At 37.8% G+C, this 20,776-nt stretch carries 19 protein-coding genes; 10 read left to right on the forward strand and 9 right to left on the reverse strand.

Annotated features, from left to right (window positions below; genetic code table 11):
* Window positions 1-6 precede the first annotated feature (6 nt).
* The 7 genes from D3P12_RS13410 (at window position 7) to D3P12_RS15825 (ending at window position 7,935) form a co-directional block, all read left to right on the forward strand.
* Window positions 7-1,227 (forward strand): glycosyltransferase, encoded by a 1,221-nt coding sequence (locus D3P12_RS13410; RefSeq protein ID WP_118196312.1) that lies wholly within the window; start codon window positions 7-9, stop codon window positions 1,225-1,227.
* Complete coding sequence (locus D3P12_RS13415) at window positions 1,184-2,209, forward strand: glycosyltransferase family 2 protein (protein ID WP_118196314.1); 1,026 nt, start codon at window positions 1,184-1,186, stop codon at window positions 2,207-2,209. Before D3P12_RS13410 ends, D3P12_RS13415 begins: the two co-directional genes overlap by 44 nt.
* Window positions 2,157-3,245 carry a prenyltransferase/squalene oxidase repeat-containing protein gene (locus D3P12_RS13420; RefSeq protein WP_157970352.1) on the forward strand — a complete coding sequence of 363 codons (1,089 nt, stop codon included), beginning with the start codon at window positions 2,157-2,159 and terminating at the stop codon, window positions 3,243-3,245. The genes D3P12_RS13415 and D3P12_RS13420 overlap by 53 nt, the downstream gene beginning before the upstream one ends.
* Window positions 3,229-4,251, forward strand: a complete 1,023-nt coding sequence (locus tag D3P12_RS13425; protein ID WP_118196318.1) for a UbiA family prenyltransferase — start codon at window positions 3,229-3,231, stop codon at window positions 4,249-4,251. Before D3P12_RS13420 ends, D3P12_RS13425 begins: the two co-directional genes overlap by 17 nt.
* A gap of 325 nt (window positions 4,252-4,576) precedes the next feature.
* A complete protein-coding gene (locus tag D3P12_RS13430) occupies window positions 4,577-5,494 on the forward strand; it encodes a glycosyltransferase family 2 protein (protein ID WP_118196320.1) in 918 nt (305 codons plus the stop codon).
* Window positions 5,494-6,684: a glycosyltransferase family 2 protein gene (locus D3P12_RS13435; protein WP_118196322.1), complete on the forward strand. Its 1,191-nt coding sequence runs from the start codon at window positions 5,494-5,496 to the stop codon at window positions 6,682-6,684. Before D3P12_RS13430 ends, D3P12_RS13435 begins: the two co-directional genes overlap by 1 nt.
* A gap of 60 nt (window positions 6,685-6,744) precedes the next feature.
* Window positions 6,745-7,935: an acyltransferase family protein gene (locus D3P12_RS15825; protein WP_118196324.1), complete on the forward strand. Its 1,191-nt coding sequence runs from the start codon at window positions 6,745-6,747 to the stop codon at window positions 7,933-7,935.
* A 64-nt stretch (window positions 7,936-7,999) separates the two neighbouring features.
* On the opposite strand, the gene D3P12_RS13445 is transcribed toward D3P12_RS15825, so the two are convergent.
* Entirely contained in the window at window positions 8,000-8,254 is a 255-nt protein-coding gene (locus tag D3P12_RS13445) for a hypothetical protein (RefSeq protein WP_157970353.1), read from the reverse strand.
* A gap of 250 nt (window positions 8,255-8,504) precedes the next feature.
* Here D3P12_RS13445 and D3P12_RS13450 point away from each other — a divergent pair, with 250 nt between their 5' ends.
* The 3 genes from D3P12_RS13450 to D3P12_RS13460 all read left to right on the forward strand — a co-directional run bounded on the left by D3P12_RS13450 (window position 8,505) and on the right by D3P12_RS13460 (window position 11,010).
* A complete protein-coding gene (locus D3P12_RS13450; protein ID WP_118196328.1) occupies window positions 8,505-9,023 on the forward strand; it encodes a hypothetical protein in 519 nt (172 codons plus the stop codon).
* A 50-nt stretch (window positions 9,024-9,073) separates the two neighbouring features.
* Window positions 9,074-10,194 (forward strand): IS3 family transposase gene (locus D3P12_RS13455; protein ID WP_118196329.1). Its coding sequence is split into 2 segments (ribosomal slippage): window positions 9,074-9,326 and window positions 9,326-10,194, totalling 1,122 coding nucleotides; the frame shifts between segments, so codons are not numbered across the junction.
* Between the two features lie 18 nt (window positions 10,195-10,212).
* Window positions 10,213-11,010, forward strand: coding sequence for a hypothetical protein (locus D3P12_RS13460; RefSeq protein ID WP_118196331.1), 798 nt, complete (start codon window positions 10,213-10,215; stop codon window positions 11,008-11,010).
* 54 nt (window positions 11,011-11,064) lie between these two features.
* On the opposite strand, the gene D3P12_RS13465 is transcribed toward D3P12_RS13460, so the two are convergent.
* From D3P12_RS13465 to D3P12_RS13500, 8 genes are all read right to left on the reverse strand, one after another.
* Complete coding sequence (locus tag D3P12_RS13465) at window positions 11,065-12,756, reverse strand: GMC oxidoreductase (protein ID WP_118196333.1); 1,692 nt, start codon at window positions 12,754-12,756, stop codon at window positions 11,065-11,067.
* Between the two features lie 6 nt (window positions 12,757-12,762).
* The gene (locus D3P12_RS13470; RefSeq protein ID WP_157970354.1) at window positions 12,763-13,218 is read right to left on the reverse strand and encodes a gluconate 2-dehydrogenase subunit 3 family protein; all 456 of its coding nucleotides are present in this window, start codon (window positions 13,216-13,218) and stop codon (window positions 12,763-12,765) included.
* A gap of 116 nt (window positions 13,219-13,334) precedes the next feature.
* A complete protein-coding gene (locus D3P12_RS13475; RefSeq protein ID WP_118196337.1) occupies window positions 13,335-14,489 on the reverse strand; it encodes a glycosyltransferase family 4 protein in 1,155 nt (384 codons plus the stop codon).
* Window positions 14,486-15,682, reverse strand: a complete 1,197-nt coding sequence (locus D3P12_RS13480) for a glycosyltransferase (RefSeq protein WP_118196339.1) — start codon at window positions 15,680-15,682, stop codon at window positions 14,486-14,488. The genes D3P12_RS13475 and D3P12_RS13480 overlap by 4 nt, the downstream gene beginning before the upstream one ends.
* Window positions 15,683-15,801: 119 nt before the next feature.
* On the reverse strand, window positions 15,802-17,157 hold the full coding sequence (locus D3P12_RS13485; RefSeq protein WP_118196341.1) for a lipopolysaccharide biosynthesis protein: 1,356 nt from the start codon (window positions 17,155-17,157) through the stop codon (window positions 15,802-15,804).
* Window positions 17,150-18,028, reverse strand: a complete 879-nt coding sequence (locus tag D3P12_RS13490) for a beta-1,6-N-acetylglucosaminyltransferase (protein WP_118196343.1) — start codon at window positions 18,026-18,028, stop codon at window positions 17,150-17,152. Before D3P12_RS13490 ends, D3P12_RS13485 begins: the two co-directional genes overlap by 8 nt.
* Complete coding sequence (locus tag D3P12_RS13495) at window positions 18,025-19,227, reverse strand: glycosyltransferase (protein WP_118196345.1); 1,203 nt, start codon at window positions 19,225-19,227, stop codon at window positions 18,025-18,027. Before D3P12_RS13495 ends, D3P12_RS13490 begins: the two co-directional genes overlap by 4 nt.
* A 111-nt stretch (window positions 19,228-19,338) precedes the next feature.
* A complete protein-coding gene (locus tag D3P12_RS13500; protein WP_118196347.1) occupies window positions 19,339-20,769 on the reverse strand; it encodes an O-antigen ligase family protein in 1,431 nt (476 codons plus the stop codon).
* Between the last annotated feature and the right edge of the window lie 7 nt (window positions 20,770-20,776).

Consider the following 20,776-nt stretch of genomic DNA (forward strand, 5'->3'; position numbering starts at 1 on the left):
AAACCAATGGTAGACAATGTCGTAAAGCATAATGTATTAGTATTCGTCACCTGTTGCCTTGATGCCTGGGGCGGAAGTGAAGAGCTGTGGTCAAGAAGTCTGCCATTTCTCCAAGATGATTACGATGAGGTTGTCGTCTTCAAAAATCAGCATGATCGCTCATCCCATCCTGTAAGAAAGATGCTTGAAAGAGGGGTTGTCCTCGAAGATCTCAATCCATCATACCGAGTGCTGAGTAGGATAAAACGAAAATGCCTTGCGCTGGCTAAGCGAATTAAAAATCGGCATTACCATCAAAGCGACAATCACTATCTCGTACAGAATTTTAGCCAGCGAGTTCAGAAGATCCGACCACGTATTGTCGTTATTTCTCAAGGCATTAATTTCGACGGATTAAGTTATGCCCAGGAGTGCCTTAAGCTTCATATTCCGTATGCTATTATTTCTCAGAAAGCCGTTGATTTTTATTGGCCGCATTACTCGGATAAGTCGTGGATGCAAAAGGTATTGAGGCAATCCTTGGCTAATTATTTTGTATCCTACCATAACTTGCGTTTGACAGAGGATCAATTCGGGATGAAGCTTAAAAATAGCGCAGTGGTTTTTAACCCTATAAAGGTTAAAAAGGAAATTATGCTATACCCCTCGACGTCCACGGGCTACAGATTAGCTTGTGTTGGCAGGTTCTTCTTGATTGATAAGGGACAAGACATCTTGATAAAAATACTAACTCAACGTAAATGGCGTGACCGGCCGATTACCGTATCATTCGTTGGCTCAGGGCCTGATCTGATTCATCTTCAAGAAATGATCGCACTTCATAGCTTAGAAAATGTCAATATCATAAATTTTCAATCAGATATCGAAAAACTTTGGCTTAACTTTCACGCCCTAATTTTACCTTCACGGAGTGAAGGCTTGCCCTTAGCGCTTGCTGAAGCCATGTCGCTGGGCCGCATGGCCATCGTATCCAATGCCGGAGGCAATGCTGAATTTGTGGAAGAAGGCGTATCGGGCTTTATTGGTGAAGCCAATGCGTCGTCAATGGATGATGCCATGGAACGAGCATGGTTGTGGAGGCATCAATGGCAAGAATTAGGCAAGAATGCCCATTCATTCATCAATGATTATGTACCCCCTCTCCCAGAGAAAAACTTTGCAGAACTACTAAAACAACTAATAGATGAAAAACCTACCACTAGTGTCCGTAATTATTCCTACGTATAACCGAGCCGATAAAGTTGGGGATGCCATTAATAGTGCTCTCAATCAGAGCTACAAAAATTTAGAGGTTTTAGTGGTTGACGATGGCTCGACGGACGATACTGAGAAAACTATTTTAAATTTCCCAACCGTCCGGTACATCAGACAAAAGCATGCCGGACAAGCAGCCGCTCGCAATAACGGGCTTCATCATGCTAGCGGGGAGATCATTGCCAATTTAGACTCTGATGATCTGTGGGATTCGAATTTTATAGAAGACTGTGTCCTTAAGTTAGAAACAGACCAGCTCGATTTCGTATTCGCTAACTGGATGCAACAGGCGAAAATTGGGCACGATTGGGATTTCTTACAACATGATCCTTTCCTAAAACCTTATTTTCCCCGACTCAAAAATAATTGGATACAGCTTGAAAGCGATGATTTACGTGACCTCTACCTTCAGGCTTGCCCCTCCCCTTCGTCAGCTGTAGTGATGCGTCGAACATCCATTCATAAAGGGTGGGACGAAGCAATCCATATCGGAGACGATTGGGCCTTATATATAGACATGATCCTATCCAAAAAATGCAGAGCAGCTTTCACACTCAAAAAGCTATGGAGGAAAAGGATTGATGATATCAACATCTATGACGGACGCTCCCGGGCCGAAGTCTTAGATCTGCTCTATAACGCGGACATCAGCCGGATTATTGGTCGACATAAACACCATCTATCTAAAAAAGAGCTTATGAAACTCAACAAGATACATAGCTACAGTCTTGTAGAGCTTTCAAAACATAAGATTCTTAGAGAACATGATATTAAGAAGGCATTTCATCTGTTCAGGAAAGCATGTTCCATCAGCATTTTGTTCTCCTTCCAGGCTGCGCCTCAAATCTTTTTCAATGGAATTAAGCGTCAAGTCGGCAGCCCCAAGTTAAACCAGGTCAATCATGTTAGGGATCAGCAAAGCACCGTTACGAGAGAAGTTGTCGCCGGAAACTAATATTTCCAAAGCTATAGACAGGGGCCTGTCATATTTGGTAAGCCATCAATTTCCAAACGGTGAATTTTGCACATATTATTCGCCTGATGACCCAATGAAGGAATGGTGTGTGCCTGATAGTACGGTTTTCCCCACATCCATCATTGCAAATACACTTCTTATACTTCAGGAACGTCAAGAGGTAAAAACCATCTACAGCAAAACAATTCCTTTTCTGATTTATCAGAGAATGCGATACGGTACCTGGCAGCATTTCACCAAATGGCACAAATTATTCCCGATTTCTCCACCTGATGTCGATAACACCATCTTCGCATATAGCTTTCTGAAGTCACAAAACACGGATAGCCCTGATCCTTCTCAACTCATATTAGCCAATCATAACCGAAACGGGGTCTTATACACTTGGTTTGCGCTTCGAATGAAAAAAAATGGCAATTCTCAGTACTGGAATTTGATCTTACGAGAATTGAAACGCCCAATAAAGACGCTTGCCTTCTGGCAAATTAATGACTGTAGACGAAATGACGTTGATCTGGGAGTAAATCTGAATGTTCTGTCTTTTCTGGGTAAACGCAAAGCGACCGAGCCGATTATCGAATTCATCAGCAAACAAATCGTCCAAAAGGATGTCATCAAAACCGATGGCTGGTACCGTAGCCCTATTATTCTCTACTATTTATTTTCCCGCAATGCGAAACATAAAATCGACGCCTTCATCAATATATACCCGCTTATCATCGAAAATATCCTGGATCATTACAAACCCGATAAAGGCTTTAACGATACGATTCTTGAAACTGCATTAGCTATTAGCTCACTTATAAACCTAGGTTACAGAGGTGTCGAGATAGAAGAAGGAATATCTTTTCTATTACGATCTCAAGCTGAAAATGGAGAATGGGCGCGTTCCATATTTTTTTACAGTGGACCAAAACAAGTTGTTGGTTGGGGGTCAGAAGAGTTAACCACAGGCTTTTGCCTGGAGGCCCTTGCCCTCTACGATAAACTCATGAAATATGACTCTGATTCGTAAAATATACCGCGTATTTCGTCTGTCTGAATGGTGGGAGTATAAGATTGTACCCGTTTTAGCTATTGCGTACGCCACTTGCATTCAGCTTGACATCTCGATTTTTAGTAATATTTCATGGATATTATTCCTCTTGGTATCGATTATTGTAGGTGCCATTTATGTTAGTACAATTAATGATATCACCGACATGGAAGATGATCTAAGGTGTGGAAAGGAGAACCGCATGGCTAAAATACAGCCAAAATACCGCTTCATTGCCCCACTGGTATGTTTGCTAGCCGGTTGCTTTTTTGCTTATCAAATGTCGGTTGATCTGATATCCCTTATACTCTATATTCTACCCTGGATCGTATACAGTCTCTATTCTTTTAAACCTTTTCGTCTTAAAGAACGAGGTTTTTGGGGTGTTTTAGCAGATGCGTTGGGCGCCCATGTGTTTATAAGTCTCCTGATCGTCAGCAGCCTTAGTTTTAAGAACAACGCACTCATCGACTGGACTTGGTTCACCTTAGTTGGCGGCTGGTCATTAACATTCGGCATCCGCGGAATACTTTGGCATCAGTTTCACGATCGGGAAAACGATTTAGAATCAGGAACAAGAACCTTTGCGACAGCACGAAAACCCGATGAAATAAAACGCATTGAATTTGTTCTCCTTTTTTTAGAGCTGCCTTTATTTATAGGTATGTCATTTAAGATACAACCGATGCTGATATTACCTATACTGCTCTTGTATTTTCTATTTGTGTTACTCCGCCATAAATGCTTAGGCTATAAACCGGTAATTATCATCAACCCGAAGAATTCACCCTTACAGATCTTAATGATTGACTTCTATCTTGTATTTTTCCCTCTGGGCTTGCTTGTTTTTTCAGGGTTCAATCACGGCAATTTTTGGATATTATTGGGTCATCTGTTTTTGTTCAATAGTAAACTCCGAAAGGTCATCCTCGATTCGTATCATATTTTAGTATCCAATAAGCGATATTTTATGTCATCTCCTTAAAAACTATAACCTACAGGATTTTCTGAAGTGACATTAAGTCAAAATTTTTCAAGTATTGAGCAGTAATCCACCATGTAAAATAAACCTACTAGAAATGTTATTAACTTGTCCGAGAATAACAGTGGTCAAACAGTGGTTAAACAGTCTTCAAACAGTCCTCAACCTGTGGTAAAAGGACTGTTTAACTACTGTATAATGACTGTTTATTCAGTGTTTAGTTCTAACAAGTTAGCCGGCAATTAACTATAAGTTTAAATCTGGGAAATACCTATTTGTCGGTATTGACCACTTCTGCGATTCCAAATACCTTTATTTTCAGAAAACAATGGAGAGAACTACGATCATATCGGTCAATTACAATCAACCGCAGGTGACTATCGATTTTCTAAAGTCGGTTAAGAAGTATACGGACGTCGGCTCTACAGAACTTATTCTGGTTGACAACGGCAGTCTGATAAATCATGAAGACACCTTCAAGAATATCTACCCCGAGCTTATTTACATTCGTTCAGATAAAAACTTGGGTTTTGCGGGAGGGAATAATTTAGCAGTACCGGCCGCAACCGGAGATTTTCTGCTCTTTCTAAATAATGATACAGAACTAACAGAAGGGCTGATCCCCACCATGATTGAAGAATTTAAAAAGAATCCGCAAATAGGGCTTCTCTCCCCTCTTATTATTTATCACGAAAACAAAACGAAGATACAGTACGCAGGCTTCTCAAATATGAATTACCTGACCTGTAGAAATAGAGGTATTGGCAATCTTGAAACTGATACAAATCAGTACGACCAAATCAGTGAAGAAACGGGCTATGCCCATGGTGCGGCAATGATGTGCCGGCGGAAAGACCTGGATGAGGTGGGCTTGATGGAAGAGAATTATTTTCTGTATTACGAAGAACTGGATTGGTGCGAAAAGTTTCGGAGAACCGGAAAGAAAATTTGGTTTACGGGTAAAGCGAAGATATATCACAAGGAATCAATCTCCGTTGGAAAAGAAAGCAGTTTAAAGACCTACTTTTTATATAGAAACCGGATGCTCTTTATTCGAAAAAACACGAATGCGTTCAACACGTTTTTGTTTAGCATATTTTACTTAACAATTGCCTGTCCGAAAGCAATTGCCAGCTATGCTCTACAAAAACGAAAAGACCTGATTCCTTGGGTAATTAGAGCCATTGCATGGAACTTCAGCAACAAGACAACTAGCACAACTTTAGGGTATAAATTGATTAATTGATGGAATTATTTTTCTGGATAAGTTTTGGTATTATAGTATACACCTTTGTTGGCTATGGTGCTGTGTTATACCTTTTCGTAAGGATAAAAAGAGCTTTAAAAAATAAAAAACCAGCGGTTATCAAGAACCACAATACCTTACCAACGTGTAGTGTGCTAATCGCAGCTTACAACGAGGAAAGCTGTATCCGACAAAAGATTGAAAACACCCTTGCTTTAAATTATCCAGAGCATTTGATAAACTATATTATCGTTACCGACGGTTCGACTGATTCTACGAATCAGATTGTCTCAGAATACCCCGCCGTTAATTTACTATTTGAGCCAAAACGCAGCGGTAAAATAAATGCTATACATAGATCGATGAGTTTAATCAGCTCTGACGTCGTGGTTTTCACAGATGCAAATACCTTTTTAAATGAAGACGCATTGCTCAATATCTGCAGACATTATACCAATCCGCAGGTAGGTGGTGTCGCGGGAGAAAAACGTATATATACAGACGAAAAAGCAGATGCAAGCAGTGCTGGCGAAGGGTTCTACTGGAAATATGAATCCAAATTAAAGGAGTGGGATTCAGAACTGAACACGGCCATCGGTGCAGCGGGTGAGCTGTTCAGCATTCGCCGGGAGCTCTACCAGGCAGTGCCTAGCGATACGATCTTAGATGATTTTATGATCTCCATGCAGATTGCTATGCAAGGCTACAAGATCGTTTATGAGCCTGAAGCTTACGCACTGGAAACATCCTCTTCCAATGTCAGGGAAGAGTTAAAACGAAAAATCCGGATCGCTACGGGCGGAATACAATCGATTATAAACCTAAAATCGTTATTAAACCCTTTGGCTTATGGGTTACTGAGTTTTCAGTACCTAAGCCACAGGGTTTTACGCTGGAGTATCACACCTTTACTATTGATTATAACCTTTATATTGAACGGGCTACTTGTGATTGACGCTGAAGGCTTGATTTATAACCTGATGCTTGGGTCGCAAGTGGCTTTTTATTTACTCGCCTTCCTGGGTTATCGTTTAGAAAAGAAAGAATTGAAATTAAAAATTGCCTTTATCCCCTATTATTTCTGTGTGATGAATTATGCAGTAATTGTCGGAACATTCAAATATTTCACGACGAAAAGAAGTGCGGTATGGGAAAAAGCAGAGAGGAAAGACTTAATACCTATATCATAACTAGTTATAATATATTATTGAAGCGGATAGTTAGTTCACTACTTCAAATGAAAAATTAAGATGAAAATATCGATAAAATCTCTACGACGGATTACTTCAAAAGGAGAATTCATACCTGAAATAGATGGACTTCGGTTCCTAGCAATTACGCCAGTTGTTCTGATGCACGCCGACACCAATTATTTAAGAACTTTTGACTCCTCGTTGCATATACAATCCGACGTCTATAATCAAATCATTAATGATGGATGGAAGGGCGTCTGGTTGTTTTTCGGTATTAGTGGGTTTATTCTATCCTATTTCTTTGCCAAACATTTTTACATAAACAAAAGAAGTATGAACGAGCTCAACCTAAGAACGTATTATGTGAGAAGATTGACTAGATTAGAGCCTCCGTTTTTAATATCAATGACGATATTTTTTATATTTTCCGCGCTTTATCTATATGACTTCAAATCATTATTTTCCAATTTCTTAGGTTCTATAACTTATCTGCACAATATAATATTCGGACGATGGTCGCCAATAAATCCAGTTACTTGGTCGCTAGAAGTTGAAGTACAATTCTACATGCTCGCACCATTTCTAAGCGCATTTTTCTTTCTTCTTAAAGAGAATCTTCGAAATTTTCTTTTGTGCGCTTTCATCATTGCTATACCGCTAGTGGTATTACATGAAAACAGTCTATTTATTACTAATCCCCACCTAAGTATGACTATCCCCGTCTTTATACAACATTTTTTAGTTGGTATTCTTTTTACATCAATTTATACGGGTTCATATTGGGAAAGGATTAGAAAAAACAATTTCATATGGGATATTATTACCGTTATTGCGATAATCTTTATTTTTACTGATAATACGATTAGTCACTTCGCATTCGACTTATGTCTTTTGCTCATTTTGATAGGAGCTTTCAAAGGTACGGTCATTAATAAGATATTTTGCAATTCTATTGTTACAACGATCGGTGGCATGTGTTATAGTATATACTTGATACACTATGGCATTATATACGGCCTATCTAGAATTTTAGGTTTGGTGACTTTTAAATCTGCGCTTATAAACTATTTGTTCCATATGACCATAACAATGATTGTTGTGTTATTTATATCTGTAATTTTTTATAAGTATTTCGAACGTCCATTCATGGATCGACATTGGCCCCATAAACTACGGACACGCATTGAAAAGATTATAAAAAAATCGAAAAGGTTATCACCAATCTTTGGAAAGTCTATCCTAAAGTAACAACGACACCCGTTACAAAAGGGTCTTTAAAGATGTATTTTCCTTTGAAGACTTCCCTATTTTTTCAACCCATGTTTCTGAAAAACCAATTTGTATTTTTTTTTGGATCTGCAAACACATATGAAATCTTATATAATTCGTTTCGTGCATCTAGTTTTCGCAAGACCTCTCTAATAGGTGATCCGTCACGGTGCTTCTTTATAAATATACCTGCAGCGATAAATTCCGTCATTAAATCCTTTGCTTGCACCTCTCGAATCGCTGCATTCGTTATAAAGTAGTTAGCAATAACCTTGTTGATTTCGTTTATTTTTTCCATAAGCTTATTTTTTTGAGCAGAGTCAGATCGCACCCCCTCTTTACTTAACACATCAACTCTGAATACAAATTCTCACAACGTGAGAAAAGAGGATCAACTACAATATAGTGATGTAGCAACAAAGAAAAGAAGAACTACACATTATAAGTAAAATGTAAATTTTTTGATGTACACAGAAAGTTATTTTCTTTAATAATTATTATATACTACATTTGCGATGTTTTCAAATTAAATGTTAGTATAAAGTATTATGGGTAATTTTAAGTATTTAAAGAATACACGAAAAATGGGTTTTTTATTTAGTATTCTGATTGTTGGACTGTTATCGTGTGAAAGAGAGCAGTTGGCACCAGCGAAACCAGTTGAGGAAGAAAGATCAACTATCGATAGCCTTACAGCAAATACCTCTCAAAACAAGTCCGAAACAATATCTCAAAGTGAGTTGATAGGAAAAGGTTCAGGAGTTTTAGAGCTGAGAGACATTTCTGATAAAAAGTATACAATAAAAGAGGGCACCTACACAGCTCTCCGTTTTCAGAACATTAAAAACGTCAGTATTGATGGATTAGGTAAAGTGAAAGTCACCAATGGAAACGTAGATATTGGGAATGTTGATAATTTAACTTTAAGTGGAATAGAAATACACGATTATGACCAGGCAGCCATTTACGTTCACACCTCTGCCAACAATCTAACTCTAAGTAATATTAAATTAAAAAATATCAATAATTATGGAGTTGACCTCTCCCCTAAAAACCGGAGTATTTAAAATTAGAGAAAAACGGATTGAATTACTAATTTTAAACAGGAGGAACACAGATGAAAAAATCGAAGTTTACCGAAGCCCAGATCGCCTTTGCGATCAAGCAGGCCGAGACCGGCACCCGTGTGGAGGAAGTCTGCAGGAAAATGGGGATCAGCGAGGCCACATTTTACAATTGGAAGAAAAAATACGGTGGCTTGGGAGTCGCAGAATTGCGTCGGTTACGCCAACTGGAAGAGGAAAATGCACAGCTGAAGAAGCTGGTCGCTGATCTGAGCCTGGACAAGCAGATGCTGCAGGATGTGTTAAAAAAAAAGTACTGAAACCCGCCCAGCGCAGAAAGATGGTCAAAGACCTTGTATCGGATTACCGTGTCTCATTACGCCGGGCGTGCCAAGTATCCCTACTGAGCACTTCGGTCTGGTATTATAAAAACGTTCGCAGCAATGATGGCCCGCTTCGCCAGCGAATACGGGGCATTGCCGAGACCCGTGTGCGTTATGGCATTGAACGCATCGTGGTCCTATTGAAACGGGAAGGTTGGAAGGATAACCATAAACGTGTTTACCGCATTTATAAGGAAGAGGGGCTAAACCTGCGTGTGAAGCGCCCCCGGCGTTGCCGAGCTGCCTCGCACCGCTCGGAAAAACCGGCTTTCTCCAGTTTACACGATTGCTGGAGCATGGATTTCGTGGCTGATGCGCTGTTTGACGGCCGGAAGATCCGCTGCTTAACTGTAGTGGATAATTATAGCCGTAAATGTATGGCTATCCAGACCGGGCAAGGGCTTAAGGGGAAGGATGTGGTAGCTGTACTGGAAGGGCTCAGGCTGTTCCAGGGGGCAAAGCCGAAGAGGATCCAGGTGGATAATGGATCGGAGTTCATTTCAAAGGATGTCGATAGATGGGCTTATGAACACCGGGTTGAATTAATTTTTTCCAGACCGGGCAAACCGACGGATAATCCGTATATTGAGTCCTTCAACGGGAGCTTTCGGGACGAATGCCTGAATGTGAACTGGTTTCTGTCATTGGAAGACGCGAAGGAGAAAATCGAAGTCTGGAGGGAGGAATATAACACCTTCCGGCCCCATAGCTGTCTGGGGGATCTGACACCCGAAATGTACATCGAAAAGCAGGTCAAAACAGCAGAACTTTCTATTTTAGAAGACTCCTAAATATGGGGAGAGGTCAGAGTGAGATTCGATATCAATAAGAAATATGATGGGTCAACCTCTAGTTTTAGCAACAATATTCACTTAACAAATATACATGCAGAGAATATTGGAACATTATTTATTAGTCAAGGAGGGATCCAAAATGATGGCTTTTACGGACTAATAAAGAACTTCAAACTAACGAATTCTAAAGTCGTCAATTCTCCTTATTTAAATGGACTCACTAGCGTTGGCTGTGCCGAAGATTATGAGATGTCTAATAACGTAATAGACAATGTGAATGCAAGTGATAAATATCCTAATGGAGCAAACAACCATACAGGTATATTTTACGCGCAAGGCAATGGTAAAATATTTAACAATAAAGCCACAAACTTCCAAGGAAATTTAGTACGAGCATGGCTCTTTAGTATTACAAAACCAGCTATTGTTGAAATTTACAATAATGTAGCCTACAACTCGACAAGATATAGTGCTTTTGAGCTACAAGTTCCGCCTTCTACAGAAAATCTTTCGAGCTTCAAACCAGCTAACGCGAAAGTTTATAATAATACCGTAGGAAAACTCAATACAGGAGAGCCGAAGTTCTTCGAAGGCAGATTACTTGACCTTTATAGAACACATGGCAATGTTGAAATATATAATAATTTAGGTTTTGACATGCGTGACGATGTTCTTATACATAATATGGCAGATGCGTCAACAACAAAAATAACTAAACAATCAAACAATCACTATTTCAAAAATACGCAAGAAGCCGTTCGTGATCTGACTACATTTACTTCTAAAATTTCCGGAGTAGGTGCCTCATTATAGCATTCACTAATTTAGTTCTAACGACCTTTGATAGCACATCTCGATATGGAGCTATTAAAGGTTGTTTTTTTTCATCTCCTCAATTGCATGACGGCAAGCTCTCGCTGTTAGAGCCATGTACGTCAGTGATGGGTTTTGACATGCAGATGAAGTCATACAACTACCATCAGTTATAAATACATTTTTTACAGAATGAACTTGATTGAACTTATTTAAAACCGAAGTTTTCGGATCAAGTCCCATTCGCGCTGTTCCCATTTCATGAACGGTAGAACCACCAACGTGATTATAATTGAATTCATGAACATTTTCGAAACCGGCATCGCGAAGCATTTTAGCCGCCGAACTTTGGATATCTTCCATCATCAATCGCTCATTCTCTTGAAACGAAAATGAGATTCTTATCAAAGGTAACCCCCATTTATCTTTTTTTTGTTTATCTAAAACTATCTTATTCTCAAAATATGGAAGACATTCTCCCCACCCAGCCATCCAAACAGTCCACGGTCCAGGCGTAGTTATCGTTTCTTTAAATTTAGCACCGAAACCTGAAGTATTATAATATCTGTCCATCCATTCTTGACGTTCTCCATGACCCTGTAAATTATATCCTCGACGATAACCCATTTGTCTACCTCCATTCAAGTTTCTATATCTGGGGATTAAAAAACCACACGGCCTTCGACCTTTATAATAACTGTCCTTATAACCCTCAAAAACTCCAGATGCTCCTGCTGATGAATGGTGATCCATTAAATTGTGGCCTAACTGTCCACTGTCATTTCCCAAACCTTGGGGAAACCTATTCGATTGGGAATTCAATAGTAACGCCGCGGTTGCAATGGTAGAAGCGTTGACAAAAACCACTCTTGCATAAAATTCGTACTCCTCTCCACTAAGCGCATCAATTACCTTTACTCCTTCAGCACGTTGAGTCTCGTCGTTATAAATAATTTCAGATACGACTGAAAACGGACGTAAGCTCAGGTTACCTGTAGCAAAAGCCGCCGGAAGAGTCGATGAATTGCTACTAAAGTAAGCACCGAACGGACAACCTCTCGAACAAAGATTTCGATTTAGACATCGCCCTCTCCCTTTCCAATCTTTAGTTAAATTAGCAACTCGAGCGATGGTTAAGATTCGGTCATCATGATTGTTTTTTAACGATCTTGCCAAATGTTCCTCGATGCAATTCAGTTCCATGGCCGGCAAGAATTCACCGTCAGGTAATTGGACTAACCCTTCCTTTTTTCCACTAACACCAATGAACTTTTCCACGTGATCGTACCAATATCTCAAATCTCGATACCTAATTGGCCAGTCAATTCCAATACCATCATTAAGATTTGCCTCAAAATCTAAATCACTGAGTCGATAACATTGTCTACCCCAAACCAAAGATCGCCCTCCAACCTGATATCCGCGAAACCAGTTAAATGGCTTTTCTTGAATATACGGATGTTCTGAATCGCGCACAAAGAAGTGTTTGTTACTGGCGTCGTAGGCAATACTTTGTATTGGGTCGTTTTGGCTATCCAAAAGGGTATTATCTAGTCCATGCTCAAATTCCCAAGGCTTCAAATTAGCAGTTGGATAATCTTCAATGTGTTTAACATCTCTACCACGCTCCAATACAAGCGTTTTAAGTCCTCCTTTGCACAACTCCATCGCAGCCCAGCCTCCACTTATACCAGATCCAATTACAATTGCATCATAAATCTCCTTTTTTTGAGTAATATTGAACATCGTTCATTATTTAGTTGCCCAAGATTTTTGTCGATTTTTCAATGGAATACAAGATAAAAAGTCCACTGGAATATGATCATATGACAATCCCTTTGTTGCACCCAGCTTTGATCTGCAATAACCGAAAACCGTTAACTCTTTGATTATTGAAAAGAAAGGTCGGCCCCATAATTTACGGTATACCTTATCAAAGATTATGACTCCGTATGTCGACTTCTTTTCAAAATATGATAATATTTCTATTTTTTGACTATCTGAGCAATCGGTAAAGGAAGAAGAATAGGTTTGATAACTATATTTCTCCAATATTTCTAGTCCCTTAATCAGGCCAATTCTCTCTCTATCAGAAATACAGGTGCTTCCGACTTTAACAATATAGTCTGCAACACCAGCTTCAGCGGCACCGGGAGTATCGGTCTTGGGAATGATTACGTCTGATATGCTTGAAATTAATTCCTTCATACTCGCGAGAGGTTTATGTAGCAATCTACTCTTGATATCATAGAATCTTAACGTCATCCATCCAAACATGGTTGTAAACAAAAAAATTACTAGATAGAGTAACATCTGTTTTCTGGTCATAACGCTATTGTTTTTCTAGAGTCAATATGTTCTGTATCAATATATTCTTTTCTATTGTTGAGAGCAGAATAAACAGACTTTACCTTTTCAACCATCATCTCGAGTTGGAATTCTTCTAGGATTGTTTTATAAGCATTTGTAGCAAGTTTTTCTCTTAACGCTCGACTTTTATATAAGGTTGAAATCCCCGTCCCTAATTCTTCAGCGGAAGGTCTAGAAACAAACCCATTGTACATATGCTTAACCACCTCTGTATTAGTTTCTATATCACTAACAATCACAGCCTTACGCATCGACATAGCCTCTAGAAGCCCTATTGACAATCCCTCCCATAAGGAAGGCAGACAATATACATCGATAGAATTCAAAATATTTCGAATATCACTTCTATAATTCAGGAAAATAGTCTTGTCAGCAATATCAAGTTCTTGGGCCTTCTTTTCCATCTCTTCCTTCAAATCACCGTCACCCGCTATTATCAATTTAATATCATACTCTTTAGGCAATAGTGCAATTGCATTCAATAGTGAGATCAAGTTTTTTTGTTTCGTAATTCTTGCGATAAACCCCAATAAAAAAGTATTATCAGACACAGAAAGCTCTTCTCTTAATTTACCTTGTAATCCGTCTACATTGAATTTGGTGTGATCAATTCCGTTTCGGATAATCACAGAATTAAAGTTACCGTAGTAGGTTTTACCTTCTTTACTATTTGCTTCTGAAACAAAAACAGTCGTGTTTGCTTTGCTGATTAAGAACCCTTCACTTTTCTTTCTAAACCATCTTACAATTTTGTTCTGATCTGCATGAAAGGACCACCCGTGAACAGTATAAATAACGGGGATTGAAAGACGTTTAGCTGAATAAAACGTATTGGAAAAAGCTCTTGTGCCATGTGCGTGTAAGATATTGATATTATTATCCTTTATTATTTGGCCAACTTTTTGCCATACCCAAATATCAAAAGGACTTTTCGTATGAATTACAAAAACAGGAACACCCATTAATCTTAACTCTTCGACCATCTGACCTTCCGAAAAAGCAACTACAAATGATTCATAAAAGCTATATTGCATACCTTTTACAAGATCCATAACATGTGTCTCTCCTCCACCGAACTCGCCCTGCCTTATCGCGTGTAATATTTTCATCTTATGATCTTGTTTTCCTTTTTTAATTTTAACGTATGATCGGTGGCAACCGATAACTTGTTCGCTCTCCTAATATTAAGCAATGCTAAAAATTGACTAAAAATAAACCTGTACGACCTTTTAATCGATGACAACATTGAGTCGGTAGCACCAAGCTCTTTGATTCCATTAAAAAAAGTTTTAAAAAAAGATGCCCCAGCTATCGTCCAGATCAAAAGCAGAAAAGGCACATATATTATATTAAAAACAGTAAAGAGAATTGCCAGCAGTATTATAATAAAAAGCGGTGGTCTTAAAAGGACAATACTAAATAAGAAACCATTTAAATCTAGGGCCTTTATTGACTTAAAAAACAAAACATTCGCATGTTTATATGTTCGGAACCAGGTACTCATCCACCTTGCGCGTTGTTTTACTAGTTGGTCAGAATTATCAGTTTTGTGATCATATACGATTGCCTCGCCACAAAATGCTATTCGATATTTATTCTTCACTAACTCGTACTGTAAGACCTTATCAAAACCAGCACCTTCCATAGTATAATTCGCAATAAAATTTTCGTAAACAACTTTCTCGAAAGCCATACCGGAACCCGAAAGGGTTGATGAAGAACCAGCTTCAAATAATAATTTTCGATCTGTATATCGATAATACAAGTCGCCGACCGCATCTAAACGTGCATAATCAGTGTCTAGATTTTTAGGATACCTTGAACCCTGAACTGCTATAAAACCTCTATCAAATGCTCGATTTAGATTCACTAAATAATCGGGATGGATCAAGTTATCTCCATCGATAATTGTAATCCGGTCATGTTCGCGAATAAAGCTATTAAAAGCAAACAAATGAGATCTAACATTACTTTTTAAAGGTGACTCTGGGAATAATAATTTGATCTTCTGAAAGTCGTTTTCTATATCGACAAACTCTCCTTTAAAATTATCGGCTACAATATATACCACATAATTTTCATAATTTAGCTGATTAACAGAGTCGACTAAGCTTGAGAGAAAGTCCAATCTCTCATAATAAGTAACTATAATAGCGTAGTCGGGCTGCATTAGACTTTCGTCTTCCCATGATTCCGACTTCAGGTTTCTTCTTTTACCTAAAAGAGAAAGAAATGTTGGAAAAACCAAATGTCCACAAAGTAGTAATTGAAACAGAATGTAACCTAAAAATACAACATCCATATATTTATATGATTCTTATAGTAAGTGATAACTCAAAACTTAGTATCCAAAAATAATTCTATTACTTAAAAAAGTAATACTGATATATAGGTATTTAGGGCTATTTTCAGAAAGAAAAATCATTTTACTATTAATTGTTTATAATTTCTGATTGCTACATGTCTCAGTAGATGATACCCTGTAAGCAATGTGTCGTATAAGTTGAATTTGATATAATATTTCTGAAGAGAGGTATAGGATATGAATACCGCCACTAATGTAGGAAATATGCTACCTATAACTATTCCATAGAGATTCCCTAAAACATGAACAGCGATCAGACAGGCAATGAAATTTACGATCAGCATTATCAATACCTTTATAAAGTTAATTTCCGGTTTGTGTATAACATCAATAGCGACTGCCATGAATCGATCTAATGGATAAAAAAGAGAATATAATGCTAGAATTCGGAAAATATTTGCTGCAGTCATTCCATTTTCTGTACCAATATCATACTGATTCCCTCCGATTATCTTCATTGCCACATCCGCGAATATAAAGGCTATTAACAAGAACGGAAGGAGAACTATTGTTATAGAACCGATATACTGCTTCATCACTTCAATAAATTTACCTTTGTTTTTTTCGTTATAGAGCTTTGAAAGTGATGGCAATGCTGTTGCCACAAAACTTCTCAGAGGTATTTCGACGATTTCCATCAGGCGACACCCTAGATTATAAACTCCCACCGAAGCTGAACCTAGAAAAAAATTAATCAAATATGTATTTGTTAAATTGAATAAAGTTGTACTAATTGACGACCCAACGGTATATTTGCCAAATGTGATAAGTTCTTTCATGCAGCTTTTGGTTCGTCGAAAAAAATATTTTACTCCCGAAAGCCCTTTCAATAATACTAAACAACTTGTCAGGAAAACACTTATTAAGTTCACATACATCAAGTTATTCAATGTCACGTTTTCTGTAGCGTATAACAGTAATACTAGTACAATCAAAAGAGACACTTGACAAAGTCTAATATAAAGTAATTTATCAAATTGCAATTCACCTTGACAAACACACATAGCTATTACCATCGGCAATGAAACGGTCATATAAATCCCGAAATTTCTCAAAAAATAATTCAAGGTATGATCCTTAATATAGTGGGTGTTAATTATGAATGGCAGTGAAATAATTAGAAAAGTAGCTGTAATAACTGTAGCGATATACCATGTAGAGCCTAATATTTCTTTACGTCGATCAGAAGAACTACCAGAGTAAAATTTCACGAACGTCGTAGTAAGAAACCCTTGTCTAAAGGTATCAACAAAGGCTAACGATGCTTGAAAAAAGAACCACACACCAATGTCTTTGGCTGGTAAAATTCGAAATAATATCAACGATAATATAAATGAAAGAATTGATACACCACCTGTCCCGAATAGGGACTGAACATAAATATTTTTTAGTTTTTTCGTAAACCTATTCATTATAGCAGGTATCTTTCATTATAATATTTTTGTCTAAGTCATCTATGATCTTAGAGTCTATAAGGCTATCAAACTTTCTAGCAAACATGTGTTTGGAATTAGTTAACGAATTCAAATCATTTGATTTTAAGATCTTAGGGTTTACTTTCCCTTTTTCCCAAACAATATGACGAAGATTACCGTTTCGAGCTACATTTTTAAATTTGGAGTTCATTATGATGGTTGGGAAAAGAAACTCATCACCTCCCCAAGTGTACTTCATAAACTTCAACAACTTTGGGTTTGCTTCTAGATAATCGAGAATAAAAACAACACATTCCATACTTAATGTCCACCATGAAGCGTTCGCACTTCCGTACAATTCAGCCTTTACAGGAAACTTCCTCTTCGGCAACAAACTATTCATAATCGACTGAACAAAATATCGTCCTTTTACTTTTATATCAGTTAAATGATATTTCTCGTATCTGGTAACCGCCTCTATCCACCATTGATCATCATTGTATTCTTCATAAGAAATAAAGCAGCTTGTCGAATTATCACAGAAATATTTGTATATATGGTCTGAAGATTTAAGTGGATAATCCTGTCCACTTAGCAAGTTGACAACTCCATAATCAATATCTTTATTGACTATTTCTTTCAAGGAGGATACTATTGCTTTTACAAAACTAAATCCACCCCAATTACACTCTATCCTATTTTCAATAAGATATACACGATCAACTTCTGCGATAGCGTTAAACGGTGTGGAATCGATTTTTTTATCCAAGTGTAAATAAACATCACATTCTGGGTGATTCAATGCATTTACTAAACGAAGAACCTGTTTAGGGTTTTTATGAGCCATTATCAAGTGTGCAACTCTCATTCGGACACAGATTTATGATTGTCGATTAAACATGAAATTCTTCCTACGGAATTACCCCAAGTGTGAGACGAGGCAAACTCCATTCTTTTCCTTCTCAATTCGGTACTATCCTCTTTCATTGCTTGCTTAATGCTCTCTTCGAATTCATATTTATCAGAGGCGATATAAACATGGTCTCGAAAAGAATTCATTGTTTCGGTTCTTGTTACTACAACAGGTTTCCCCATAACCAAATATTCATCGACTTTTCTAGGATAATTACCGATTGTCAGCTCATTGATTTTTTGTGGGTTAATACATACATCAAACCAATAAATGTAACTTGGCAATTCATCTGTTCCTACTCTCCCAACGAAATATACATTGGGAAGCTCATGTAATTTACTTTGTGTAAATGCTTTGTCTTCTGGTCCGACTAGTACAATTGAATGATCTGGCTGCTGCGTAGCTACAAAGTGAATAATATCTATGTCCAATCGTTCTACTGTTAAGGCTCCAACATATCCAATAACAGGCTTATTCACATCATTGAATATTTCAGGCTTATTCTCCGGAATAAATTCTTTGAAGAGCTCTATATCGCACCCCTGACCTACATAATGTGAATTAATATTATATCTTTTACAGTATTCGGTCAAATACTCAGAGTTAGACACACATATATCGCTTTTTTTTATCAGAAGAGGTTCCCACCGTCGACCATGTCTTCGCCAGTATTTTGTGGCCATCAAATTATCACGAGAATAATATATGGATAAGCTCGGTGATAGAAGCTCTTTCAAATAAAAACTTCGAAACATATCGCTGTCATTAAAAAGTATAAATTCTTCAAAATTCAACAATTTCAACGCAGAAAAAATCGTCTCTGAAAAACGTATATTATTTTGCCGATTTAGGTACTTGAACATCCCTGGGATTCTAATCCAGTTGATTGACTCAATTATTATGTTTGGGTATAAGGTCCAAAGATTTTCTGAAACTTCGATCAAGCCATTCTGTTCACCCTTGATTACACGCAGCCGACGCTGAATTTTGGGGTCATTTTGTCTTCTTATTTTCGTTATTCTATCAAGTGGAGAATTGACATAAAGAACTCTGTTCTCCTTACTGAGCTCCATAGCAATGTTTTTACAATTACTACCAATGTCTGTATCCCAGGCTTGTTGACCTACTATAACAATGTCTTCACCTACTAACATAATTATATTAAATAATGTATTTTACATATCTCTGCTTTTCCGCAGTCCTAAATAGAAACCGAACAAACCGGCTAAAACACCTGGGATTAAAAATATTTCGAATGGCATAAGTTATATTTGATTGATCAGCTTATCATTATTTTCATCTAATTGTGGCCCCAAGAACACAAAAACCATAGAGAAGTATACAATTATAGAAGATGGAAAAGCATTAATAACTTCGTTGCCGTAACTACAAGCTATTATACCCGTAAATCCAGCTGCAAGTGCAATTAATTTTACTCTGAGGTCTTTATCTTTTATCCTCCATACTATACCAGAGGACTTCCCAATTATATACATCATCATACAAAACCAAAATGTAAACCCCACAATTCCATACATCGCCCATACCTTCACCCAATAACTATCTGGTTCCACAGTTGCGAATATCAAACCCGGATTATATTCATGTCCAGCGTATCCTATTACCCCAAGACCTCCTCCGAATGGATAATCCTTCATATATTTGCTCAATCTTTCTTGGTTGGAAAAACGTACGTTCAATGAAGGATCTTCGGGGTTCAATGCTGTCCTTAACCTAAATACATGATAATTCGAACTGCCAATGTGAGTATATTTCAATCCTCCTAAAAACACCAGCGTAAATAGCGTACCCAAAAGCAAGACTTTTATATTTTTAAATAAGAATATTGCCATAAAAATACCCGGAAGCAAGGCGAAAAATGCTCCTCTTGTACCCGATATTAACATCCCATAAAAGAACACTATCGACAACACGAATAACGCGATTCGTTTCCATATTTTGAATGGCCCTAATGCTAATACACCACAAATTACAGACAAGTGAGCCTGGGACGCTCCGAACTGACCCGCGTCGCCGTAAAGAGAGAATACACGTATTTTCCCCCAAACTAAATGTGATGGACTGTTTAGTAAGAAATTTTGCTCACCGGGAAATAGCCCAAAATGCAATTGTTTAACACCGTCCAAAGTAGCTAGCAGAGATAGGCCTATTATAATATAAAGAAAAGAGTTCAGGTGCTTTTTTGATTTAAAAATCAAAAACCCAGACAGGGTCAGAAAGAACGAGTCCAATCCTGAAGTTCTGATTTCATGAAGCCAGCCCCGTGGACTCGCACCTGAAGGATTAAACAATTGCAGAAAACTGATGACAAACCAGATGGCAAATAAAATACACAAGTCGTTGTTAAGTAAGGCTAGTTTATATTTATTAATATTAGCAATAATACTTACGAATACCACAAAGTATAGTAGCTCTACACCGTAGTTCAATGGAAACCCGTCTATCTCTCTCTCAATAAAAACGACGACAAAACAATATACAAGCAAGCTCATCAGTCCATTAAACGGATTTTTAAGAATAATAATCAAAAGCACTATGGCTCCACCTGTAAGCATTAACATCACAGGCGCTAAAACTCCAACTACTGGTATAAGTAGCACTAGCAATAATGTGCTGATAATACTAGCGACGAGGAAAGGAACTTTCTCATCGTAGCTTCTTAAAGAGGCGTTCATAAGAGAT

It is taken from the genome of Pedobacter indicus, from assembly GCF_003449035.1.
Lineage (GTDB): Bacteria > Bacteroidota > Bacteroidia > Sphingobacteriales > Sphingobacteriaceae > Albibacterium > Albibacterium indicum.